Source organism: Empedobacter stercoris, assembly GCF_025244765.1.
In the GTDB taxonomy this organism is placed as follows: Bacteria; Bacteroidota; Bacteroidia; order Flavobacteriales; family Weeksellaceae; genus Empedobacter; species Empedobacter stercoris.
This window is the reverse complement of the sequence record NZ_CP104209.1, coordinates 1,637,944-1,661,108: the sequence shown is the minus strand read 5'-3', so window position 1 is coordinate 1,661,108 and position 23,165 is coordinate 1,637,944. Positions and strand designations below refer to the sequence as shown.

The following is a 23,165-nucleotide window of genomic DNA, read 5'->3' as shown; positions in this document are numbered from 1 at the left end:
TAATGGAAAATAAAAACTATAAGTATAATTCTGTGAGATTTTTGATGAGTTGGGTGAAGAAAAGAGCGAAGAAAACTCCTAAAACAGCATTATACGTTTTACTATTTTTATGTTTATCGACAATATCTGCTGGTATGGTTGGGTATCATTTTAATGATTCTGAGTTCGCTTCAAAAGCAGGGAAATTTAAAAACAGCGAAAGCAAATTATTAGCTGAACTGGAAAGAATGGAAAATGAAAACCAAGAGTTACATAAAAAATTTAAAGAAGTAGAAGAAGCCTTGACAGAAATCGAAGAAAAAGATCGCAATATTTATCGTACGATTTATGATATGCGTGTCAATGAGAATATCGATTCTGTAAATAATGAAATTGATAATTATACAGCTGAAGACATTGAAAAATTAGTTGCAAAAATTGCAGCTGAATCAAAATCATTGGACGAAGTTTTTCGTTTGGCGGGTGTAAAAGATGCGAATTTATCATCAATGCCAGTTCTAAAACCTGTTGCAGATAAATATGTAAATCGTTTGGCTTCCGGTTTTGGGTCACGTTTTCATCCAATTTTAAAAGTGAATAAAATGCACAAAGGTTTAGACTTTGCTGCCGCTACAGGAACGCCAATTTACGCAACTGGAGATGGTTCTGTAAAAGTATCTGAATTTAATTCGGGTTATGGAAATATGGTTGTGTTAAAACACGGAAATGGATACGAAAGCTTGTATGCTCACATGACACGTGCGAAAGTTCGTAGAGGACAAAAAGTGAAAAGAGGTGATGTGATTGGTTATGTAGGATCGACAGGTTTATCGACAGGAGCGCATTTACATTACGAAATTCACAAAAATGGAGAACCTGTAGATCCAATTATGTATTTCTATAATGACGTTGATCCAGACGATTTTATTAAAATTTATCAAAACTCTAAAAAAATGTCATTATCTTTGGATTAAACGCTGATAATGAATGTAGACCTTCCTGACAAACTTTATTATTCGATAGGCGAAGTAGCCAAAGCTTTTGATGTAAATGCATCATTGATTCGTTTTTGGGAAAAAGAATTTGAAATAATTCAGCCTAAAAAGAATGCAAAAGGTAATCGATTATTTACTAAAGATGATATCCAATGTTTCAAGAATATTTATTATTTGGTCAAAATAAAAGGGTATACGCTCGATGGTGCAAAACAAGCAATTGGTAAAAAAGGAGTGGTCAAAACAAAAGATGAAATAGATGTTGTAAAACGTCTCGAAAATATTAAAGACGAACTCATCAAACTTAAAATGAGTTTTGAGTCGGAAGAAATTTTAGAAAAAGATGAACTGAATTAAGTTCATCTTTTTTTATTTTATGATTTAACAACTTTAGTTTTTGCTAAAATATCGCCCAATCTTTGATTCGTTTCAGAGTTTTTAATCAGAATAATTCCAATTAATCCAAAAAACATCATATCAATCGGATCGACAAGATGTCTAAGAAAAGACTGTTTAATTGTAACATTTTTTTTAGTATTTATATCAATAGGTTTCAATCCAACAATTAAATTTCCAAAAGTCGAATTTAGAACTGTTTCAAAAACACAAAAATAGACGAACCAAAAAATGATTATAGGTAAAGTTTTTAATCCACTAACAGAATAAGCTCCTTCACTATTCAATTCTCCAAAGTTTCTTAAATAAAAGAAAGTAATAAAAATGATAATTGTGTAATCTATTAATGCAGCTAATACTCTACGTAAAATGTATTTTTCTTGATTCATAAACTAAATATAGAGTTTTATTCTTAACTTTTCTTAAGAAAATCTTCTCTTAAGATTTCGTAAATTTACAGATTCAAACGAAAACTCAATGTACTTAATATACGATACAGAGACAACTGGTCTTCCGAAAGATTGGAATGCACCGATTTCTGATTCCGACAACTGGCCGCGATGTATACAAATCGCTTGGCAATTGCACGATGAAATGGGGCAAATTATTGAACATCAAGATTATTTGGTTCGTCCAGATGGTTTTGATATTCCGTACGATTCTGAGCGTATTCACGGAATTTCAACTGATTTAGCTACCGAAAAAGGAGTTCCATTAAAAGAAGTTTTAGATAAATTCAATGAAGTTTTAGGTAAAGCTAAATTTATTGTTGGACAAAATTTAGGTTTCGATATCAACATTATGGGAGCCGAATTTTATCGTCTGAATTATGAAAATAATTTAGCAGATAAACCTGTTTTGGATACATGTACAGAAGTTACCGCAGAGTTGTTAAAACTTCCTGGTGGTCGTGGTGGTCGTTACAAATTACCAACGTTAACAGAATTGCATGAATATCTTTTTGGTGTTCCATTTGGTGAAGCACACAACGCAACTGCGGATGTGGAAGCAACGACACGTTGTTTTTTTGAGTTGATTCGTAAAGGTATTTTTACAAAAAATGAATTAGAAGTTGAAGATGAATATTTTGTTCGATTTAATGAAATCAATCAAACAAATATTCAACCAATTGGATTAAATCATGTCAATTTAAAGAAAGCTTCACAAGAAATTGCAAAAGCAAAAGCGAAAGAAGAAGGAGGTGATGAGGCAGTTGAAATTTCAGAAGAAGTTTTAGCGCAGTTTGAGAAAGCAAAATTTGCACATTTACATAATCATACACAATTCTCAATTTTACAATCAACGATTTCTGTTAAAGATTTAGTAGCTGCAGCTTCAAAAAATAAAATGCCTGCGGTTGCAATGACCGATCATGGAAATATGATGGGAGCATTTCATTTTAATGCAGAAGTACAAAATCATAACAAAGCAGCAAAAGAAAAGAATGAAGAATTAATTGCAGAAGGAAAAGAACCAACTGAAGTGTTAATAACACCTATTATTGGTTCGGAATTTTTTGTTTGTGAGAATCATTTAGATAAATCAAAAAAAGATAATGGTTATCAAATCGTTGTTTTTGCAAAGAATAAAAATGGTTATCATCATTTAGCAAAAATGGCGTCGAAAGCATATACAGATGGTTTTTACTATGTGCCTCGTATTGATAAAGCGATTATTGAAGAATATAAAGAAGATTTGATTGTTTTATCTGGAAATTTGCAAGGTGAAGTTCCAAATAAAATTTTGAATCTTGGTGAAAAACAAGCCGAAGAGGCCTTGCTTTGGTGGAAAGAGCAATTTGGTGATGATTTTTACATCGAATTGATGCGTCATGGTCAAGAAGATGAAGATCGTGTCAACCAAACATTGCTTGCTTTTGCGCGCAAACACAATGTAAAAGTTGTCGCAACAAATAATACCTATTACATTAACCAAGACGATTCGAATGCCCACGATATTTTGTTGTGTGTACGAGATGCCGAGAAACAATCGACTCCTATTGGTCGTGGTCGTGGATTCCGTTTTGGTTTGCCAAATCAAGAATATTATTTTAAGTCGGAAGTAGAAATGAAACAATTGTTTCAAGACATTCCCGAAGCAATTATTAATATTCAAGAAATTGTTGATAAGATAGAAGAATACACGCTTTATCGAGATGTATTACTTCCAAAATTTGATATTCCCGAAGAATTTCATCACGCAGAAGATGATGAAGATGGAGGGAAAAGAGGTGAGAATGCTTATTTAAAACATTTAACCTACGAAGGTGCAAAAATTCGTTACCCAGAATTGACCGACGAAATTAAAGAACGTTTGGATTTCGAATTAGCCACAATTGAAAAAACAGGTTATCCTGGTTATTTCTTGATTGTACAAGATTTCATCGCAGCAGCTCGTAAAATGGGCGTATCGGTTGGTCCAGGTCGTGGTTCGGCGGCAGGATCAGCAGTTGCTTATTGTTTATGGATTACCAATTTAGATCCGATAAAATACGATTTACTTTTTGAGCGTTTCTTAAATCCAGACCGTGTATCTATGCCCGATATCGATATCGACTTTGATGATGAAGGACGATCATTGGTAATGGATTATGTGATTGATAAATATGGAGCAAATCAAGTAGCGCAAATTATCACATACGGAACAATGGCGGCTAAATCTTCGATAAAAGATACAGCACGTGTATTGGATTTACCATTATTTGATGCCAATCGTGTAGCAGGTTTAATTCCAAATATGAAATTGGCAAAGATTTTCAATTTAGATGATAATGCCTTAAAAGAATCCTTAAAACCAGAAGAATTTGATGCGGTAAGTGAATTAAAGCGTTTATCAAACGGAACTGATTTAGCTGCTGAAACTATTCAACAAGCTAAAATCTTAGAAGGTTCTGTACGTAATACGGGTATTCACGCGTGTGGAGTGATTATTACGCCAGATGATATCACCAATTTCGTTCCTGTAACAACTGCCAAAGATTCAGATTTATATGTGACTCAATTTGATAACTCGGTTGCAGAAAGTGCCGGATTATTGAAGATGGACTTCTTGGGGTTGAAGACCTTAACGTTGATTAAAGATACGATTAAGTTAGTGAAGGCAAGAACAGGAATCGAGATTGATCCTGATGAAATTCCGATTGATGACGAAAAAACATATGAGCTTTTCCAACGAGGTGAAACAGTTGGAGTTTTTCAATACGAGTCGCCTGGAATGCAAAAATATATGAAGGATCTTCGTCCAACTGTTTTTGCAGATTTAATCGCCATGAACGCCCTGTATCGTCCAGGTCCAATTGAATATATTCCGTCTTTCGTTCGTCGTAAAAATGGGGAGGAACCGATTACCTATGATTTGGATGCGATGGAAGAGTATTTATCAGAAACCTACGGGATTACTGTTTATCAGGAGCAAGTAATGTTGCTTTCGCAGAAATTAGCAGGATTCTCCAAAGGTGATGCCGATGTTTTACGTAAAGCGATGGGTAAAAAGCAAAAAGCAGTTCTGGATAAAATGAAACCAAAATTTGTGGAACAAGCGTCTGAAAAAGGACATGATCCGAAAATTTTAGAAAAAGTTTGGACAGACTGGGAAGCCTTCGCATCGTATGCATTCAACAAATCGCATTCAACATGTTATGCATGGGTAGCGTATCAAACAGCTTATCTGAAAGCACATTATCCAGCAGAATATATGGCGGCTGTTCTTTCAAATAATATGAATGATATCAAGCAAGTGACCTTCTTTATGGAAGAGTGTAAGCGAATGGGATTAGCTGTACTTGGACCAGATATCAACGAATCCATTACAAAATTTAATGTAAACGAAAATTACGAGATTCGTTTTGGAATGGGAGCTGTAAAAGGTGTTGGGCAAGCCGCAGTAAACTCGATAATTTCTGAACGTGAAGCAAATGGTCCGTTCAAAGATATATACGATTTTGTTAAACGTGTCGAATTGCGAACAGTGAACAAAAAAACAATCGAAAACTTAGTTTTAGCTGGAGGTTTTGATTCGTTTGAATTTCATCGTGGACGTTATTTTTATATCGAAAATACGACAACTAATTTGGAAAAATTAATCAAATACGGAGCAAACTTCCAAGAGCAAAAAAACTCTGCTCAAACCTCTTTATTTGGCGATTTTGGTGGCGATTCTGTGATAGAAGATGTAGTGCCGATGCTACCAGATTGCGAAAAATGGAACATGTTGCAACGTTTATCTAAAGAAAAAGAAGTGGTTGGGATTTATATTTCTTCTCATCCATTAGATGATTTCAAACATGAGCTGAAAATGGCTTCCAATTGTAGTATTTCGGATATTAATGCAAACGAGGATAATTTTGTCAATAAAGAAGTATCGATTTGTGGAATGATGTCAAATATTCAACATCGAATTGCGAAAAATGGAAATGAATTTGGTATTTTTACGTTCAGTGATTATACCGATTCCATGGATATTATGGTTTTTGGAGGAGATTATTTGAAATATAGACACTTTATGCAAGAGAATATGTTCTTGAATTTGAAATTGAATATCTCGAAAAAAGAATTCAAAGATAAAGAAGGAAACGTGACGCAAGGGCGAGTGTATAAAAATATCACGAATATTCTGTTGTTAAATGAAATTGTAGAAAAACAAGCCGAAAAAATGACGGTAAAGATTGAAGTTCCAGCATTTTCGGAAGAAACTTTTACCAAACTATCGGATATTATGTACAAATATCAAGGAGATAAATTATTGAAAATCCAACTAATTGATCCAAAAGATTATTTGAATAATTTAGATTTGCCAGCAGGTAAAATTAAAATAAATATTTGCCGAGATTTGTTAAAAGAATTAGATGAATTACAGGAGATTACATTTAAACTGAATTAATTATACATTTCATTTATCTTGTAATTGACAGATAATATAAAAGGAATTTTTCTGCAATAAAATTTTATGTAGATTTGTAAACTTAAGATTAGATAAAAAATATAAGATTATGGCATTAGAAGTAACAGACGCATCATTTGCATCGGATATTATAGAGTCAGGAAAACCTGCAATGGTTGATTTTTGGGCTGTTTGGTGTGGTCCTTGTAGAATGGTTGGTCCAGTTGTGGAAGAGCTAGCTACAGAATATCAAGGAAAAGCAGTGATTGGTAAAGTTGATGTAGACACAAACCAAGAAGTTGCTGCAAAATACGGAATCCGTAACATTCCTACAATTTTATTCTTCAAAGACGGAGAAGTTGTAGATAAAGTTGTTGGAGTTGTTCCAAAAGAACAATTAGTAGAAAAATTAAATGCGATTTTATAATAGATTAAATCGTTGATTATGAAATAAAAAAATCTCGGATGAAAAGTTTCCGAGATTTTTTTAGAAAAAAGTTTAGGTTTTATCAGAAAACCGCCTATATTTGCAATCCGAAATCAATACAGATTTTGATCCGGTAGTTCAGTTGGTTAGAATACTTGCCTGTCACGCAAGTGGTCGCGGGTTCGAGTCCCGTCCGGATCGCAAAAAGTTTCGTTCTTTTACACAATATATTTTTTATAATTTCTGATCCGGTAGTTCAGCTGGTTAGAATACTTGCCTGTCACGCAAGTGGTCGCGGGTTCGAGTCCCGTCCGGATCGCAATTTTTTATAAAAATTCATAAAAAATATATTTAATTTATAATTTTCTGATCCGGTAGTTCAGTTGGTTAGAATACTTGCCTGTCACGCAAGTGGTCGCGGGTTCGAGTCCCGTCCGGATCGCATCTATTTCTTTTTCTATTTTAGATCGACGAAAATTATAAATAAAAAAAACAGACTGATCCGGTAGTTCAGTTGGTTAGAATACTTGCCTGTCACGCAAGTGGTCGCGGGTTCGAGTCCCGTCCGGATCGCCAACTTTTATAGCTTCACAATTTATTGTGGAGCTTTTTTTTGCTCTAAACTTTTCTACGTTTACTTTTGCATAACGCATAACGCATAACGCATAATGCATAACGCATAACGCATAACGCATAACGCATAACGCATAACGCATAACGCATAACATGAATCATATATATTTGGTCAATGCATTGGTAACAGATGCAGAAGGTAGAATGCTTGCTGTTCGAAAAAAGAATTCGAAATTTTTTCAGATGGTTGGAGGTAAACGCGAAAAAGGTGAAGAATTATTAGCAACACTTCGGCGCGAATTTTTAGAGGAAATTAATATCGATATTTTACTGCACGATGTTTCGTTTTTAGGACAACACACTTCTGTTGCCGTTAACGAGAAAAACACAGAAGTACATGCAAATGTTTTTCATGTGAAATTGAAGTCGTTAAAAACGCTTAAAATTGCTTCTGAGATAGAAGAAATGGCTTGGATAACGAAAGAAAACTACACAGATTATCAATTGGCTCATTTGTTAGAAGAATTTAGTTTGCCTATATGGTTGGAAATGGAATGCTAAAAACTCAAAAATTTCTGTAACGTTTTTATTTTATGTCTACTAACTTGTAAACACTAAAATAATTTGGCGATGAAATCTATTTGGGAAGCAACTTTTGAGCATAATGTAATTAGAATTGAGAATAATTGGTTTTCTGGAGAAAAATTAGTTGTAAACGGACAATTACAAGATTTAAAGCAGAATCTATTTGCATCTAATTTAGAAGGTCATCTTTTTACAATGACGAAAGAGAAGTTGAAAATTAAAGTTAGATTGTTTTCAGATTTTTTCAGAATAAATTGTATTCTTTTTGTCGATAACGAACAAGTTGTTTTGAAACAAATAAAATAACAATTTTGAGGGCAAAACAGACTTATTTCTTAGAATTAATCGAACAACACAAAGGGATTTTGCACAAAGTCGCTAAGATGTATATGGATGATGCTGATGATCAGAATGATTTGATGCAAGAAATTGTTTTGCAGTTGTGGAAATCGTTTGAACGGTTTGAGGGAAATTCACAATTTTCGACTTGGATGTATCGTGTTTCACTGAATACGGCTTTAACTTATTTCAAAAAAGAAAAGAAAAAGACGGATACTCACACATTTATAGAAAATATAGATCGTGTAGATGAGGTAGATTATCGTGAAAAGGAGACGCAACTTGAGTTGTTTTACAAAGCTGTTCACGAATTAAATAAAGTAGAAAAAGCCTTAATTTTTCTTTTTTTAGAAGGACAAAGTCACAAAGAAATTGGTGCAAACTTAGGAATTACTGAAGGAAATGCTCGCGTAAAACTGAATCGTACAAAAGATAAACTACAAATTATTATAAAAAATACGGCTATGAATTTTGATGAATTACAAAAACAATGGGATAATCAGTCTTCAGAAGATGTGAAGATTAATCCAGATCTTGAGCTGAATCAAAAAGCAAATACAATTATTGATAAAATAAGAAAGGTTATGAAAAAGGATTTCTTTTTTCAGTTAACATCTTTTCCTGTTTTATTAATTTACCCATATTTGTTTGGATTAAATACCCTTATCGTATGGTGGGTATTAGTGTGTATAGCAGCAATAATGATCGTACCATTATATTATTTAATTAAATTTTATAATTCATCTTATAAATTAGAATATAACTCGTTAAGAAATATCAATTGGTTTTATTATAACTTCAAATCATCAATAACTATTTTCAGCTTATATACTTATACTTTAAGTATACTTTGTATATTATTTATAGGTACAGTTTTGATTGAAAAACAAACTTATACACATTTTGATAATTTAATAAATTTTGGATTTTTTTATTTTATAGCATTAATTATTTATATAGGATTTTGTATCTGGATGCTAAAATGGTGGATAAATAAACTGTATAAAAAACCGTTGTTAGAATTAGAAAATATTTTAAACCAATTAGAAGAGTAGCGATATGTTACTCTTTTTTTTAATACGGAATTTCCAAGACAAATTTGTAAACAAGTGATTGATTATTTCTGAGGATTTCGACCGAAATTTCTTGGAATTCATTTTGTTTCATAAAATTTTCAATATCATTCAAACTCATGTTATTCACATGTTTTCCGTTCAGTTTGATTAATCGATCATTTGCTTTTAAACCAATCAAATCTGCATTCGAATTTTTCGAACAGATTCTATTTTGTAAACAGGTTTCATAACGATTTGATAATTTACTTTTTGAGGAGAAAAAGTGTTGGTTTCGGAAGCTGAACGTTGTTAAAAATCAACATTAACTTTTTCATTTTTCCATTCAAACTCATCATGAATAATCGTCAAACCACTTCTGTTATAATGAAAAGCATCTCTAAAATTTCGGTTCGATTTATAATAAAATGTTTTATTTCGGTAATCTAAAATAATTGAAAAACGTCTTAAAACCTCATTCCCTAAAGATCCTTTTCGGTTATTTTTGAGATTAATGTATTGAATAGATTCATAATCAGGAACAGCAATCAAAGGATAATGCAGTTTATATTTTCCGAGATTTACAGACGTAATTGTGCCACGTTCACCGTTAATTATTCCATTGAATCCTTTTCCTAATTCATCATCAAACGCATGGTTTAAAGGAGCTAAATTTTTAATTTCATTCTTGAATAACCACAACCCATCACTGTTACCAATATCTATGAGCATTTTTTGATCAGTAAATTCACGTTCATAAAAAAAATCAATTGAGGTAAACGGTTTGTTTTCTGTGCTAATTTCTAACGCTTTTGATTGATATTTCTTTAATTTTTTAACCTCTTTTATCGTCGCATAAATTGTGATTTTTTGTTTTGCATAATCAATTTCGATTGGATGATTCTTAAAAAATTCTGAACCAATAATCCCATGAACATCAATTCCTAAACGAGAAAATAAATTAAAATTTTCGTCTTGAATTATTATAATACTGGCATTAGTAGCTAAATAATGATTGCCAACGGCTAATTTATTATTCTTTGAATAAAACCCCTTGGTGTCTTTCGCATCTTTTCCTAAACCTTTTAGTGTAATAGTTTGAATATCTTTTTTATCAATTGTTTGATCAAATTGGCTAAATAAAATGGTTTCTTTTAGACCAGAATCAATGATAAAATTCATCGGTTGATTATTGAATGTTACTGGAACAATGACTAAGTTTTTGATAAATTGAAAATGAATTTTTTCTTTTTTAATCTTTTCGGATAAAATAAGTCCACTTTCTTGTGCATGAATATGCAAGAAATTTAAGAATAAAAATACGATGATGTAAAATCTAAATAGCATTCAACTGATTGTATCTATTAAATTTATGCAAAAAAAGAATGCAAATATGGATTAAATCTTAAGAATTGAAACAAAACTTTAACATGTTGTTGTGTAACCTTTGGGAGTTTTGAACATCTATATTTTATAAAATTGATAATAATTTAAAAACCAAATAGATGACAAAAATTTACTTCCTTATTTTATGTTTTATAACGTTTGCAAATGCACAAGATTATAAAAAAGATACGATAGAATTGCACGAAACGATTTTGTATGATAAATCTAAGTTTAAATTAAAAAGAGTTGGATCAGATACTAAGACTAAGACTGTACAAGTTGGTTTGAATTCAGATATTAATTTTAAAAAAGATTCTTTACCAAAATATATAAAACAAATTGCTATCCCTATAAGTGCACCTAATAAAGAATTTACTTTTCAACGAATTAATTTTAATTTCAGTTACCCATTAAAAGTTGATTCTGTTATTGTAAAAGTAGATTTATTTAGTGATTTAGATAATCGTCCAGATAAAACGATATTAGAAAATCCTTTTAATATTGTAGTTAAAAAAGGAAGTCAGCAGGATGATATTTTTACTTATGATTTGAGAGATTATAATATTAAACATAAAGGAAATTTCTACATAAAAGTAGAATTGTTAACAAAACTTGAGTCACCAATATATCTTAGCGCAGCGTTGTTAGCAAAATGTTTGTACAAAACTAAAGATTCGGATAAATGGCAGAAAACGCCTTTGGGAATAACGCCAGCGATAAATGCAGATATATTAATTAAACGATAAAAAAGAGCTAATCAGCTCTTTTTTATCGTGGTGTTCCCCAACCCCAAGGAGCGGGTGGTGTTTCAATTTCATTTGTTAAATCGAAGTAAACGTTAAATGGTACTTTAGAACCAGGTTTTTGCAAATTGTAACTAAATGTTTTGTCATCAAGTGTAATCCACCAAATATTTGTTGAAGCATAATCTATAAGACTTGCTGTTTCTTGGTCGGCAGGAAACATCTGGAAATCTTTAAAACCATAATTGGTATTTGTTCCACCATAAAAAGTTACCGACTCTGAAGTTCCATTTTCGTGACGATGATCGTGTTTTAGTGTAATGACTCCATCTTTTTTAGTCAAAATCCATGTACGTGAATAATTATCACCCACATTGAACGGAATTTTTATTTCGTTTTCTGAACAGCTTTTAACATGCATCGTTAATTTTTTACCAGCAAAATCATCACGTTTTATGTGTTCAGCTAATTTTCCTTCATAGGCTTTACCGCAATGTTTTTCGAGGTTTTTCCAAAATATTTCCGAAGGTTTGTCTGTTTGTGCAAAAAGTGAAGTGCCTCCAATTAATACAAATCCAAGCTGTATGTATTTTTTAATCATAATCAGTAATAAAAACTATTCAATAATATTTTAAAGATAATCTTTTTAGAATTAATTGTTGAGCTTAATTTTCTATGCATAAAAAAGCCCTCGCTTGTTCAGGGCGAGGGCATATAGTTAAGTGTGTTATTTCTTCAAATAAAAATCTAAATTAAAATTAATTAATATCTATAATATTCTGGTTTATATGGTCCTTCAACCGTTACACCAATGTATTCTGCTTGTTCTTGAGATAAAACTTCTAATTCTACTCCTAATTTAGCTAAGTGTAATTCTGCAACTTTTTCATCTAAATGCTTCGGTAAAGTATATACTTTATTTTCGTAAGCTGATGAATTAGTCCACAACTCGATTTGAGCTAAAGTTTGGTTAGAGAAAGAGTTTGACATCACGAAAGAAGGGTGACCTGTTGCACATCCTAAGTTTACTAAACGACCTTCAGCTAAAACGATAATATCGTTTCCGTTGATGTTGTACTTGTCAACTTGAGGTTTGATTTCTTCTTTTGTAGATCCGTAAGTAGCGTTTAACCAAGCCATGTCGATTTCGTTATCGAAGTGACCAATGTTACAAACAACAACTTTGTCTTTCATTTTTTCGAAATGCTCTGCGCGTACAATTCCAAAGTTACCAGTCGTCGTAATTACGATATCAGCGTTTGCAACAACTGTATCTAAACGTTTTACTTCGTAACCTTCCATCGATGCTTGTAAAGCACAAATAGGGTCGATTTCAGTTACTGTAACAATTGCTCCAGCACCACGGAAAGAAGCCGCTGTACCTTTACCAACATCACCATATCCACAAACTACAACACGTTTACCAGCGATCATCAAGTCAGTAGCACGTTTGATAGCATCTACTGCAGATTCGCGACATCCATATTTGTTGTCGAATTTAGATTTTGTTACAGAATCATTTACGTTAATTGCAGGCATAGGCAATGTACCTTTCTCCATTCTTTCATAAAGACGGTGTACACCCGTAGTTGTTTCTTCTGATAATCCTTTGATCTCAGCAACCAATTCTGGGTAACGATCAATCACCATATTCGTTAAGTCTCCACCATCATCCAGAATCATGTTTAATGGTTTGCGATCTTCTCCGAAGAATAATGTTTGCTCGATACACCAATCGAATTCCTCTTCGTTCATCCCTTTCCAAGCATACACAGGAATCCCAGCAGCAGCAATTGCAGCAGCAGCGTGATCTTGTGTAGAGAAAATATTACATGACGACCATGTAACATCAGCTCCTAAAGCAGCTAACGTTTCGATTAATACTGCAGTTTGGATTGTCATGTGTAGACAACCTGCAATGCGAGCACCTTTCAAAGGTTGAGCAGCTTTATACTCTTCACGGATAGCCATTAACCCAGGCATTTCTGCCTCAGCCAACGTAATTTCCTTTCTTCCCCACTCAGCTAAAGAAATATCTTTAACTTTGTATGGAATGTATTGCGTTTTTGTATCCATCAATTGATATATTTAACTAACTTTTTTTTAAAGTTTATAAGGAACAAATTTACAAACAAATTTCGATTAATAAAATGCCCGTTATCGATTATATTAACGATTTTAAACATACCCGCATTATTACGTGGAATGTAACAGAATCGAATGAAGAATTGTTAGAATATCTTCATTTAGAGGATTATAGGATGGAAAAATATAATAATCTTCGACCTAAACAGGCCAGAGAATATCTTGGTTTGCGCGCTTGTCTAAAGAAATTGGACTTGGATTATGATGTAAATTATGACGAAAGAGGAAAACCTTTTTTACCTACAAATAAAGAAATTTCTATCACGCATTCCTATGGATTGGTTTCTGTTGGCGTGAGCGAATATAATATTGGGATAGATATTGAATTGGCTCGACCAAGAAAAATTTTAAACATTAAACACAAATTTGCGCGTCCAGATGAAATCGCTTGGATTCCGCAAGAGCATGAAATTGAATATTTGCATGTAATTTGGGGAATGAAAGAAGGTTTGTACAAATTGAATGGTGGAAATCTTTGGAATTTTCTGAATCATTATCGCGTAGAAGAATTTGAATTAGTAGAAAATAATCAAATTATTTGTTGGATTTCTGATGAGATAAAATCTCGAAAATACCATGCGTTTTATAAAATGATTGGAGAATATTATTTGGTTTGGGTGCTGGATTATGAATAAATCGAAATGCGAAATTAGAATTACGACTTATGAAACTCAAAAATTATTCTCACATTCTCAAATTAGCGAATTAACACATTAACCATGAACGATTTTATTGATTATATTTTTGCGCCTTATAAAACGTATTCTTCGTTGAATATTTTGCTCGAAACTATTGCAACTCTATTTGGGATTATTTCCGTTTATTATACCTACAAACGTAATATATTGGTTTATCCGACCACTATTATTTCGACATTTATTTTTATCTATTTATTTTTTAATTGGGGATTGTATGGCGAAACAATAATCAATTTTTATTATACATCGATGGCAATATATGGTTGGATTTTGTGGCAAAAAAATCTTGAAGAAGATCATAAACATGTCGATGTTTCGTGGGCTTCGAAAAAAGAATATTTGTATGCAACGATTTTGTTTGCATTGAGTTTTCTGTTTATTCTGACGATTTATTATTTCCGTCCAGTTATTCAGAATGGATTTGACACAAGTTTTATCAATCAATGTCAATTTCATTATACTCAAATAGATTTTATAGATGCATCGACAACAGCCATCTTTTTGATTGGGATGTGGATGATGGCAAGACGAAAAATTGATAATTGGTTTTTTTGGATAATTGGTGATTTGGTGATGATTCCACTGATGATTCATAAAGGAGCTGTGATTACATCATTTCAGTATATTGTTTTGTTAGTTTTATCGATTATTGGACTAATTGATTGGATTAAATCTATTAAAAATTACCAAAAAATAGTGAGCGAGTAAATAAGTTTATTTTATTATTTTAGCATTAATTATTTATCAAAAATTTTACCTAAAAAAATATGGAAGATCAACACGTATATCAACAAAACCAATTGGTTGCAGAAGCAACGAGTGCAGAAAGAGCAAATTTTTATAAACATACCTATGGACATGTTGCAGGAGGAGTTTTAGTATTTGTATTAATCGAATCTTTGATGTTGAAATCAGAAGCTTTAGTCAGCTTTATGTTAAGTTTAACTTCAGGATATCTTTGGTTAATTCTATTGGCTGGATTTATGGGAATTACTTGGGTCGCACAAAAAATGGCTTATGGTTCGATTTCTAAATCAAAACAATACTTAGGTTACTTATTGTATATAATTGCAGAAGCTTTAATTTTTGTTCCAATGCTTTACATCGCATTACATTATGGCGGAACATACGTTATAAAACAAGCGGCAGTTGTGACAGGAGGATTATTTGTAGGATTATCAGCTATCGTATTTTTTACAAAAGCAGATTTTTCTGTTTTAAAAGGAGCGTTAACAATTGGATTCTTCTTAGCAATTGGTTTGATAATTGCTGGGATGTTATTTGGGTTCGATTTAGGCTTATGGTTCTCAGTAGGAATGTGTGCATTAGCAGGTGGTGCAATATTATACAATACGCATCAACTAAAATATGAATTTGGAACACAACAATATGTTGCAGCAGCATTGTCGTTATTTGCATCATTAATGTTACTATTCTGGTATATTTTAAGAATTTTTATGAGCAGAGATTAAACAGAAACAAACAATAAATTTGTATATTGAACCGTAGCATTTTTGTTACGGTTCTTTTTATTAAAATACTATGACAAATAAAGAAAAAGAAGTAGATAGAATACAATCTCCGTTTCGACCAAAAGATTGGAACGAGATTAGAATAAATGACTCTTGGGCATTGTTCAAGATTATGGCAGAGTTTGTAAATGGTTATGAAGCCATGTCAAAAATTGGACCTTGTGTTTCTATTTTTGGTTCGGCACGTACATCAAAAGAAAATCATTATTATCAATTAGCAGAGGAAATTGCCTATCAATTAACTAAAATAGGTTTTGGTGTTATTACAGGAGGAGGACCTGCAATTATGGAAGCTGCAAATAAAGGTGCTCAAAAAGGAGGAGGCTCATCTGTTGGTTTAGGAATTACATTGCCTTTCGAGACAGAATTGAACAAATATATTGACCGTGAATATGAAATAAATTTTGATTATTTCTTTGCTCGAAAAGTGATGTTTGTAAAATATTCTCAAGGATTCATCGTAATGCCAGGAGGTTTCGGAACATTAGATGAACTGTTTGAAGCATTAACTTTAGTTCAGACAAAGAAAACAGGTCGTTTCCCAATCGTTTTGGTTGGTACTGAATATTGGTCTGGATTATTTGATTGGATTAGAGATCGAGTGATTGCAGATGGTTATATTTCTGAAACAGATTTAGATCTTTTCCGTTTAGTTGATACAGCAGAAGAGGCGGTTGGTCACATTCAGAATTTCTATGCAAAATATAATATCAAGCTTAATTTTTAAGCAACAAAAAACCTCATCATTTGATGAGGTTTTTTATATTTTTATGATTGAATTTATTTTAAATCAACTACTTCAAAAACCATATCTTGGTAATCATTAGCTTCATAAAAAATACCAATTTTATTTTTTGATATATTCGTTAAAACGGAATAAGCCGAAGAATTTGGTTCTATAGTTTTGAAAAAATTCCATGTTTTCGCTTGATCTCTACTTACTTTCAATCCCAGGTTTTTGACTATCTTTTGAATCATGCAAATTACTAAACACAATATCTTTTCCTAAAACCAATGTCGAAGCATTACAAGTTGGATCAATTAATTGTTCATCCATTTTAGAAGTCCATGTTTTTCCTTGATCTTTTGAGATAAATATTTTACGGAAACCAGCATTTTGAATGCGCGCATTTAACATCCAATTTTTGTTTCGTCAGCTTTTTCTGCAACACTCGAAATTCGTTCCCACGTTTTTCCATGATCTTTACTTCCGAATACGTAAACACCGTCTTTCAATCGAACCAATGTATTCAAAATCCAACCTTCTTTTGTGTATGCGCCACGACCAGAAGTAATGAATTTAAAATCTTTTTTCCATTCCGTTGGCGTAATTTGGTCCGTAATATCAACAGGTTTTGACCACGTTTCTCCATTGTCAGCACTTTTTACAAAATGTAATCGAAATTCATTTTTCGCAATTTTATGATTCATGTAATTGTAAAAAAGATAAATTTCTTTTGTCTTTTCATCCAAAACCATTGATACATCAGAAGCAGATTCTTGATCTGGAAAATCGATAACTCGCTTGATTGCTGACTATGTTTTTCCCTTGTCATCACTTTTCCTAATCACAATATTGATATTAGGATTGTAAAGTAAATCGCCACAATTTGGAACACGCTCGTCGATTGCCGCAATCAATATTCCTTTTGCTGATGTAATGATACTCTGAATGCGATAACATTTGACATCCGATTGATTTTTGATTGTAAATAAAACTTGTTTGTTGGTTTGGGCAAATCCCAGCGTATAAGCGAAGGAAAAAATGGCAAGTAGAATTTTTCTTTTTTGTCATGGTGTAAATTAACCGACAAGTTATTGATTTTTCAACGATTTGTGAAAATGAAAAGCCATCAAAACGAATTTTAATGGCTTTTTTTGAAATTAATTTTTAATCAGTTTCGCCGACGATTTTCGATTTTTAGCTTCAATGTCAAGAATGTAAATACCTTTTGGTAATTCTTTGATGTTAAATTGATGTATTGCTGAAAATTTTCCTGAAAATTCTTTGACCAACTTTCCTGATAAATCATAAATTTTTACTTTTTCTGAATTAATATTTAATGAAAAAGAGGAAGAAACTGGATTTGGAGTTACAGAGATTTTTTCTGAATTAACCTCAATATTATCTGTTGATAAATTTGCTTTTGCATTCCCGAAAATTCTAAATTCACCTGGATTTAGATTAACTGTAAATGATGAATTTGTATTGGTGACATTCAGCGTTGTTTCGTCCATCAAATTGTACCAATTTCCTGTAAATGGAAAAAGTGGCGCAATTGCTTGAGTGCTTGTTGTGAAGTTTGCAATAACAATTACCTCATATAAATCAGACGACGATAATAAATTATTTGTAATCTGAATACGCGGTTTTAAATCTCCAGATGTAATTGTATAATTATCAGTTTCGAAAACTTTGTTGTTTAATTTAAGACCAATAATTTTTGACCAAACTTCATAAACAGATTTTCTTTCGGCATTTGTTAAGTAACCAATTTCGCTTGGAATAGGTTTTGGATTGGTGCGACATCCGTCATTATTTGTTCCATCTTCGCAATGATTGATCGAATAATCATATCCTAATTCTCCAAATTGCCACAACATTTTAGGACCAGGAATCGTAAATAGAACGGCACCTAAAGCTTTTTGTCTTTCTAAAGAAGTTTTTAAATCTTTTACATTATAAGTTCCTGATGATGCACCATATTGTAAATTCTTGTACATCATTCTTTCTTCATCATGACTTTCTGCGTAGGCAACCAAATGTTTTTTCGTAAAACCTTTTACAGTATGCTTCAACCAATCAAAGTTACTATCCGAAGCATATCCCATTGTATTTTGATTAAAATTATTAGTCGCTTTACCCCAAAGCATAATTCCTTTACCTTCGTTAATGCGATAATTCGCCCATTCTGTTTCCTCTTGTGCTGAACCATTATTTCCTAAATGTTCAAAAATGATGTAGGAATTCGGATCAATTGTCCATTGCATATCTGCATATTTTTTTAAAATTGCTACACGATCAGCTTGATATCCGTTTGTACAAGTTTCATCAGAAGGTGTACAATTTTGTGTAAATCCTTTTGTTAAATCCCATCTAAATCCATCAATTTTGAACTCTTCAATCCAATGTTTTAATGTACGTTGTACATAATTTTGAGTTGGTGTTAATTGATGATTTAAATCGTATCCAACATTGTAACTATGTTTTGAGGTTTGATTAACATAAGGATTTGTAGTAGTTGGTTCTCCAAAACCATCATTGTCGGGATCATTCATCCACATTCTAACCAACGGAGATCGACCATAAACATGATTTAAAGCAACATCTAAAATGATTGAAATTCCATTTTGATGACACAAATCGATGAACTCTTTCATTTTATCTGCTGGTCCATAAGCTTTATCCAAAGCAAGATGATAAGCTGTATTATAACCCCAAGAAATATTTCCTTCAAACTCCATTACTGGCATAACTTCGATTGCGTTAATGTTTAATTTTTTGAAATAATCAAAATCATCAATTAAAGATTGCCATGTTTTTGTTGAATTGAAATCACGAATTAATAATTCGTAAATCATCAAATTCTCTTTATTTGGGCGATTGAAATTTGAAACTTTCCAATTGTATTTTGCTTGATTTGTTTGTAAAACCGAAACTTCAAATTGTTGTCCAGTAGGATATACAGGCATATTTGGGTAAGTTGCTGCGGTAATATACGGATCATCATAAGGCGATAAAACTAAAGTCGAATAAGGATCTGCAGTTTTGATTCCATCACTTGTTCGATATTGAAACGTATAGATTTCACTTGCTTTAAGATTAGATAATTCAATCCAATATAAATCCTTGTTAGTTGTATCTCGATTCATCACATATTGATCAGAAAGTTGCCAATTATTGAAACTTCCGATTACATGAATGAACTCTTTTTGTGGAGCGTATAAAACCAAATATGCTTTTGTAAAATCATTATTCAAATAATTAATTCCTTCATGTAAATTAGATGGAATAGCTACATCTTTCACTGTTGGTTTGATATTAACTGTAAAAGATTTGCTTATTGTTTGACCATTAAAAGTAGCACTCAACGTGTAATTCTGATTTTGTGAAATGGTATAATTTTTATCAAAAGATGTTGAATTATTTAATGCATCAATTTGAGTTCCGTTAGCAGATAATGTCCAATTAGCAGATTTTGTAGCTATCGCTTTGATGTTAAAACTTGATCCTGAAGAAACATTTGTAATTGAATTTTCGAGCGGATTAGTTAAAGTAACTTTGAAAGAACCTACCGAAATAGAAAGATTCGTAGTTTGTTGTTTTCCATCTGCACTTCTAAAAACAACATCTATTGCTGTAATATTTTTAGAAGTATCAACTCCATAGAATTGATAAATAGATGTAGGGATTTCTAATTTGTAGGTTGATCCAGAAACGAAAGTTAATTTGGGTTGAGTGGTATTATTTCCCCAACTTTCAATTATATTTTCCCATTGTTTTCCATCAATAGTTACGCCTGTATGCGCATAAATATCTCCTGAATAATTGGCAAGACCTGTTCCTGTTTTATCGAAGTTTATTACAACTGCTTGGTTTGCTTCGGGTGGTGAAGGAGTTGTTGTAATTTGTGCTTTGGTAAAAGATATTACCATTAAAAGCATTAAAATAGATAGAATGTTTTTCATGTTTTGTGTAGTTTTAGAAAAAAGCCATTAAAAAACGTAATTGAATTTTAATGGCTTTTAAAAAATTATTTGTTGATGAGAAAAAATTTTATTGAGCTTCTACTGTATAAGTTTTCTTGTTGAAATTAGCTGTTATTTTATAAGTCCCAGCTTTAATATCAATATCTTGCCCGTCTTTGTCCGTTAATTCTCCAGGAGTTCCATTTCCTCCAAAATTTACTGCCCAATCATTATTTAAACGAAATTTGAATTTTCCATCTTTTAAAGTTGTTGTAATGACCCAAGAATCGATAGAACCATCGTAAGATAATTTTTCATCTGGACCTTCCCATCCGTTTGCAGTAGCATCACCGACTAACCCCCATGAGTAATCTTCTAATTTATATGTAAGGTTAGTCAAATCAATTGTTACTTTATATGTACCAGCTTTTACGGCGATATTTTCACCGCCTTTTTCTAATTTACCATTTGTGCCACCGTAGTCCAATTCCCATTTATTATCTTGGCGGAATTTGATATCACCATCTTTTAAAGTTGTGTAAGCGACAAATACATTAGGAGTTTCTGTTTTCCAGAAAGGAACATCTGGTCCATCCCAACCATTAGGTGTTGCAGAACCAACGATACCCCAATTTGTAGATAAATCTGTAGGATAAGGTGTTACGTTTAACGAATAAACATTAGAAATTAATGGTTGAGAACCAGGAGTACCAACTGTTGATACAACTCGATATTCTAATTCACCTTCTTTAAAAGGTTCTAAACCTAAATCTGTAGAAATTAAATTTAATTCTTTAACCGTTACATCAGCCGTTGTAGCGGATGTAGAAGTTACTGTTTTAGCATTTTCGAAATTGTTTCCTGCTAAATCAATTTCTAATTCATATTTAGGTGGAGTGTTTACACCATAATTAGCAGCAGACCATTTGAACGTCATCGCAGTTGAAGCCGCATTTTCTTCTAATAATACAATCGAATTAGATGTTGGTGCTTCTACTACAGGCGCTACAAATGTTGAGGGATCTAATTGTATGATGTCTTCATCGTCATTACATGCGCTTAACGCAAAAACACTTGCACAAGCGAACGAAATATATTTTATAAAATTTTTCATCTTAGTAACCAGGATTTTGAGTTAAGTTTGGATTTACTGCTAATGCATTGAATGGAATTGGATATATTGTTCTGTGATTATCGACATTCATACCATTTGCAATTCCTCCTTTGAAAGGCCAATTGTAATTGTTCGTAAACTTGTTAAAACGAATTAAATCCGTACGACGAGTTCCTTCCCAATACATTTCACGAGAACGTTCTGCTAAAATAAAATCTAAATTAATAGAAGTTACATTTCCAGATGTATTTCCATAAGCACGCTCACGTAATTGGTTGATATAGTTAAGGGCGATACCTGTATCTCCACCTCCTCTTAAAGCAGCTTCTGCATAATTAAGATACATTTCAGCAACACGGAAAATTGGAATGTCTACATCAGCATGCTCTCCAGTGTCGTTGTTCCCATTTGTTCCATCAGATTTTTTGTTCGAGAATTTTGTGATTGCATATCCGTTTTTAAACTCAGAAACATTTTCGATTTCGAATGTTTGTCCATCCGAATGGAACATTGCACGTTTGTCTTTCCAAGCAGTTGGATTTCCAGCTGAATTACTTTGTGTAACAGCACTCGAGAATTGATTAACCAATGCTTTTGTTGTGCGAGGACCTCCCCATCCGCCATTTACACCAAAATCTGCTGGAGCCATAGAACCTCCGATTTTCGCTTTTACAATGAAAGTAGCTCCACCGTAAGTCGTAGAATAACGTCCATCAAAATTGATTGCAAAAATGTTTTCATTTTGCGCACCATTTGTATCATTATCAGCTAAGAATAATTCGTCGTAAGCAGAACCATTTCCGTTAATATCTTTTGTATTGATTATATAACCAGATTCGATTGCTTTTTTAGCATATTCTGCTGCTTCTTTGTATTTATTTTGATTAACGTATACCTCAGAATTTAAATATAAACGAGATAATAAGGCGTAAGCTGCAACTTTATCAACACGTCCATATTCGTTAGATCTTGCATCTGCTAATAGAGATTCTAAATCTTTCAACTCCGTTTCAACAAATGTATATATTTCTTGACGATTGTTTTGTTTTGGTAACTCTAACGAAACTTTTGTAACCAAAGGAACATTCGCATATAAATCCATTAAGTTATAGTAAGCATAGGCGCGTATAAAACGAGCTTCAGCAACAAATTTTTTAACTTCTGGATCATTTTCAGCTAATTTTTCAGCTTTTTCGATGAATGAGTTAGAGAAAGAAACGGTTTGAGCTAAACGAAAATACATTGCTTCAACAAACGGATTACTTGCTCCCCAATCCATTGCATGCAAATTTGGTAAACCAGCATCTCCCCAACCAACAATTGCTTCATCAGTTGTTAACTCGTTAAGATAAAACATTAAACGAGTGTACTGAGATGTACCTTCGTCAACACCAACTATATCAGGCTGTCCAGCAGGACCTTCTTGCCCTGTTAACGATAATGAAGCGTAAATTTTTCCTAAAGCAGCTTTTGCTTCTTGAGCGTTAGAGAAAACTTCGTTCTCTGTTACCATATCGGGATCAATTGGATTTAAATTCAAATCATCATGACAAGATGTTAATGTGAATAATGAAAAGATTCCAATTAATGCTATTTTATGAATATTGAATATGTTTAATTTCATTTTTAATACG

General features: G+C 32.4%; 22 protein-coding genes, 4 tRNA genes and 1 pseudogene. 16 read left to right on the top strand and 11 right to left on the bottom strand.

What is annotated here, in order from left to right; genetic code table 11:
- The first annotated feature begins 2 nt into the window (after positions 1-2).
- Entirely contained in the window at positions 3-953 is a 951-nt protein-coding gene (locus NZD85_RS07865) for a M23 family metallopeptidase (protein WP_171622544.1), read from the top strand.
- Between the two features lie 9 nt (positions 954-962).
- Positions 963-1,331: a MerR family transcriptional regulator gene (locus NZD85_RS07860; protein ID WP_171622543.1), complete on the top strand. Its 369-nt coding sequence runs from the start codon at positions 963-965 to the stop codon at positions 1,329-1,331.
- Positions 1,332-1,348: 17 nt separating this feature from the next.
- On the opposite strand, the gene NZD85_RS07855 is transcribed toward NZD85_RS07860, so the two are convergent.
- Positions 1,349-1,759, bottom strand: coding sequence for an RDD family protein (locus tag NZD85_RS07855; protein ID WP_260541266.1), 411 nt, complete (start codon positions 1,757-1,759; stop codon positions 1,349-1,351).
- Positions 1,760-1,847: 88 nt separating this feature from the next.
- On the opposite strand from NZD85_RS07855, the gene dnaE reads away from it, so the two are divergent.
- From dnaE to NZD85_RS07810, 9 genes and pseudogenes are all read left to right on the top strand, one after another.
- Positions 1,848-6,248, top strand: coding sequence for a DNA polymerase III subunit alpha (gene dnaE, locus NZD85_RS07850; protein ID WP_260541264.1), 4,401 nt, complete (start codon positions 1,848-1,850; stop codon positions 6,246-6,248).
- 109 nt (positions 6,249-6,357) lie between these two features.
- The gene (gene trxA, locus NZD85_RS07845) at positions 6,358-6,675 is read left to right on the top strand and encodes a thioredoxin (protein ID WP_038331009.1); all 318 of its coding nucleotides are present in this window, start codon (positions 6,358-6,360) and stop codon (positions 6,673-6,675) included.
- 127 nt (positions 6,676-6,802) lie between these two features.
- Positions 6,803-6,876: transfer RNA gene (locus NZD85_RS07840), tRNA-Asp, on the top strand.
- A gap of 44 nt (positions 6,877-6,920) precedes the next feature.
- Positions 6,921-6,994: transfer RNA gene (locus NZD85_RS07835), tRNA-Asp, on the top strand.
- Between the two features lie 49 nt (positions 6,995-7,043).
- Positions 7,044-7,117 (top strand) — tRNA-Asp (locus tag NZD85_RS07830).
- Positions 7,118-7,174: 57 nt separating this feature from the next.
- A tRNA-Asp gene (locus NZD85_RS07825) sits at positions 7,175-7,251 on the top strand.
- Between the two features lie 150 nt (positions 7,252-7,401).
- Entirely contained in the window at positions 7,402-7,809 is a 408-nt protein-coding gene (locus NZD85_RS07820; RefSeq protein ID WP_188319570.1) for an NUDIX hydrolase, read from the top strand.
- Between the two features lie 69 nt (positions 7,810-7,878).
- A complete protein-coding gene (locus NZD85_RS07815) occupies positions 7,879-8,139 on the top strand; it encodes a hypothetical protein (protein ID WP_171622860.1) in 261 nt (86 codons plus the stop codon).
- A 77-nt stretch (positions 8,140-8,216) separates the two neighbouring features.
- Positions 8,217-8,645: pseudogene (locus tag NZD85_RS07810) on the top strand (RNA polymerase sigma factor); the annotation flags it as partial.
- 601 nt (positions 8,646-9,246) lie between these two features.
- On the opposite strand, the gene NZD85_RS07805 reads toward NZD85_RS07810, so the two are convergent.
- Together NZD85_RS07805 and NZD85_RS07800 are read right to left on the bottom strand one after the other, a co-directional pair.
- On the bottom strand, positions 9,247-9,426 hold the full coding sequence (locus NZD85_RS07805; RefSeq protein WP_260541261.1) for a PDZ domain-containing protein: 180 nt from the start codon (positions 9,424-9,426) through the stop codon (positions 9,247-9,249).
- 110 nt (positions 9,427-9,536) lie between these two features.
- A complete protein-coding gene (locus NZD85_RS07800) occupies positions 9,537-10,571 on the bottom strand; it encodes a retropepsin-like domain-containing protein (RefSeq protein WP_260541259.1) in 1,035 nt (344 codons plus the stop codon).
- Between the two features lie 158 nt (positions 10,572-10,729).
- Here NZD85_RS07800 and NZD85_RS07795 point away from each other — a divergent pair, with 158 nt between their 5' ends.
- Entirely contained in the window at positions 10,730-11,356 is a 627-nt protein-coding gene (locus NZD85_RS07795; RefSeq protein ID WP_260541256.1) for a hypothetical protein, read from the top strand.
- A 22-nt stretch (positions 11,357-11,378) separates the two neighbouring features.
- On the opposite strand, the gene NZD85_RS07790 is transcribed toward NZD85_RS07795, so the two are convergent.
- Both NZD85_RS07790 and ahcY read right to left on the bottom strand, forming a co-directional pair.
- Positions 11,379-11,954 (bottom strand): hypothetical protein, encoded by a 576-nt coding sequence (locus tag NZD85_RS07790; RefSeq protein ID WP_188319571.1) that lies wholly within the window; start codon positions 11,952-11,954, stop codon positions 11,379-11,381.
- A gap of 161 nt (positions 11,955-12,115) precedes the next feature.
- Positions 12,116-13,429, bottom strand: coding sequence for an adenosylhomocysteinase (gene ahcY, locus NZD85_RS07785; protein WP_260541254.1), 1,314 nt, complete (start codon positions 13,427-13,429; stop codon positions 12,116-12,118).
- Positions 13,430-13,503: 74 nt separating this feature from the next.
- Here ahcY and NZD85_RS07780 point away from each other — a divergent pair, with 74 nt between their 5' ends.
- The 4 genes from NZD85_RS07780 to NZD85_RS07765 all read left to right on the top strand — a co-directional run bounded on the left by NZD85_RS07780 (position 13,504) and on the right by NZD85_RS07765 (position 16,455).
- Entirely contained in the window at positions 13,504-14,133 is a 630-nt protein-coding gene (locus NZD85_RS07780) for a 4'-phosphopantetheinyl transferase family protein (protein ID WP_225538917.1), read from the top strand.
- 84 nt (positions 14,134-14,217) lie between these two features.
- Positions 14,218-14,904: a nicotinamide riboside transporter PnuC gene (gene pnuC / locus NZD85_RS07775; protein WP_188319572.1), complete on the top strand. Its 687-nt coding sequence runs from the start codon at positions 14,218-14,220 to the stop codon at positions 14,902-14,904.
- A gap of 59 nt (positions 14,905-14,963) precedes the next feature.
- Positions 14,964-15,668 (top strand): Bax inhibitor-1/YccA family protein, encoded by a 705-nt coding sequence (locus NZD85_RS07770; protein WP_171622851.1) that lies wholly within the window; start codon positions 14,964-14,966, stop codon positions 15,666-15,668.
- 70 nt (positions 15,669-15,738) lie between these two features.
- Complete coding sequence (locus NZD85_RS07765; protein WP_225541772.1) at positions 15,739-16,455, top strand: LOG family protein; 717 nt, start codon at positions 15,739-15,741, stop codon at positions 16,453-16,455.
- A gap of 53 nt (positions 16,456-16,508) precedes the next feature.
- Here NZD85_RS07765 and NZD85_RS07760 read toward each other — a convergent pair whose 3' ends face one another.
- The 6 genes from NZD85_RS07760 to NZD85_RS07735 form a co-directional block, all read right to left on the bottom strand.
- On the bottom strand, positions 16,509-16,676 hold the full coding sequence (locus NZD85_RS07760; protein WP_225532378.1) for a sialidase family protein: 168 nt from the start codon (positions 16,674-16,676) through the stop codon (positions 16,509-16,511).
- Positions 16,663-16,866: a sialidase family protein gene (locus NZD85_RS07755; RefSeq protein WP_225532379.1), complete on the bottom strand. Its 204-nt coding sequence runs from the start codon at positions 16,864-16,866 to the stop codon at positions 16,663-16,665. The genes NZD85_RS07760 and NZD85_RS07755 overlap by 14 nt, the downstream gene beginning before the upstream one ends.
- The gene (locus tag NZD85_RS07750; RefSeq protein WP_349678966.1) at positions 16,860-17,246 is read right to left on the bottom strand and encodes a sialidase family protein; all 387 of its coding nucleotides are present in this window, start codon (positions 17,244-17,246) and stop codon (positions 16,860-16,862) included. The genes NZD85_RS07755 and NZD85_RS07750 overlap by 7 nt, the downstream gene beginning before the upstream one ends.
- Positions 17,247-17,612: 366 nt before the next feature.
- Positions 17,613-20,417: an alpha-amylase family glycosyl hydrolase gene (locus NZD85_RS07745; protein WP_260541243.1), complete on the bottom strand. Its 2,805-nt coding sequence runs from the start codon at positions 20,415-20,417 to the stop codon at positions 17,613-17,615.
- An 88-nt stretch (positions 20,418-20,505) separates the two neighbouring features.
- A complete protein-coding gene (locus tag NZD85_RS07740; RefSeq protein ID WP_260541240.1) occupies positions 20,506-21,531 on the bottom strand; it encodes a SusE domain-containing protein in 1,026 nt (341 codons plus the stop codon).
- A gap of 1 nt (position 21,532) precedes the next feature.
- A complete protein-coding gene (locus NZD85_RS07735; RefSeq protein WP_171622847.1) occupies positions 21,533-23,155 on the bottom strand; it encodes a RagB/SusD family nutrient uptake outer membrane protein in 1,623 nt (540 codons plus the stop codon).
- Between the last annotated feature and the right edge of the window lie 10 nt (positions 23,156-23,165).

Excerpts from the sequence above, each read along its gene's own strand:
- NZD85_RS07865 (WP_171622544.1), top strand. The coding sequence starts at position 3 with ATGGAAAATAAAAACTATAAGTATAATTCTGTGAGATTTTTGATGAGT.
- NZD85_RS07860 (WP_171622543.1), top strand. The coding sequence starts at position 963 with ATGAATGTAGACCTTCCTGACAAACTTTATTATTCGATAGGCGAAGTA.
- NZD85_RS07855 (WP_260541266.1), bottom strand. The coding sequence starts at position 1,759 with ATGAATCAAGAAAAATACATTTTACGTAGAGTATTAGCTGCATTAATA.
- dnaE (WP_260541264.1), top strand. The coding sequence starts at position 1,848 with ATGTACTTAATATACGATACAGAGACAACTGGTCTTCCGAAAGATTGG.
- trxA (WP_038331009.1), top strand. The coding sequence starts at position 6,358 with ATGGCATTAGAAGTAACAGACGCATCATTTGCATCGGATATTATAGAG.
- NZD85_RS07820 (WP_188319570.1), top strand. The coding sequence starts at position 7,402 with ATGAATCATATATATTTGGTCAATGCATTGGTAACAGATGCAGAAGGT.
- NZD85_RS07815 (WP_171622860.1), top strand. The coding sequence starts at position 7,879 with ATGAAATCTATTTGGGAAGCAACTTTTGAGCATAATGTAATTAGAATT.
- NZD85_RS07800 (WP_260541259.1), bottom strand. The coding sequence starts at position 10,571 with ATGCTATTTAGATTTTACATCATCGTATTTTTATTCTTAAATTTCTTG.
- NZD85_RS07795 (WP_260541256.1), top strand. The coding sequence starts at position 10,730 with ATGACAAAAATTTACTTCCTTATTTTATGTTTTATAACGTTTGCAAAT.
- NZD85_RS07790 (WP_188319571.1), bottom strand. The coding sequence starts at position 11,954 with ATGATTAAAAAATACATACAGCTTGGATTTGTATTAATTGGAGGCACT.
- ahcY (WP_260541254.1), bottom strand. The coding sequence starts at position 13,429 with ATGGATACAAAAACGCAATACATTCCATACAAAGTTAAAGATATTTCT.
- NZD85_RS07780 (WP_225538917.1), top strand. The coding sequence starts at position 13,504 with ATGCCCGTTATCGATTATATTAACGATTTTAAACATACCCGCATTATT.
- pnuC (WP_188319572.1), top strand. The coding sequence starts at position 14,218 with ATGAACGATTTTATTGATTATATTTTTGCGCCTTATAAAACGTATTCT.
- NZD85_RS07770 (WP_171622851.1), top strand. The coding sequence starts at position 14,964 with ATGGAAGATCAACACGTATATCAACAAAACCAATTGGTTGCAGAAGCA.
- NZD85_RS07765 (WP_225541772.1), top strand. The coding sequence starts at position 15,739 with ATGACAAATAAAGAAAAAGAAGTAGATAGAATACAATCTCCGTTTCGA.
- NZD85_RS07755 (WP_225532379.1), bottom strand. The coding sequence starts at position 16,866 with ATGTTAAATGCGCGCATTCAAAATGCTGGTTTCCGTAAAATATTTATC.
- NZD85_RS07745 (WP_260541243.1), bottom strand. The coding sequence starts at position 20,417 with ATGAAAAACATTCTATCTATTTTAATGCTTTTAATGGTAATATCTTTT.
- NZD85_RS07740 (WP_260541240.1), bottom strand. The coding sequence starts at position 21,531 with ATGAAAAATTTTATAAAATATATTTCGTTCGCTTGTGCAAGTGTTTTT.
- NZD85_RS07735 (WP_171622847.1), bottom strand. The coding sequence starts at position 23,155 with ATGAAATTAAACATATTCAATATTCATAAAATAGCATTAATTGGAATC.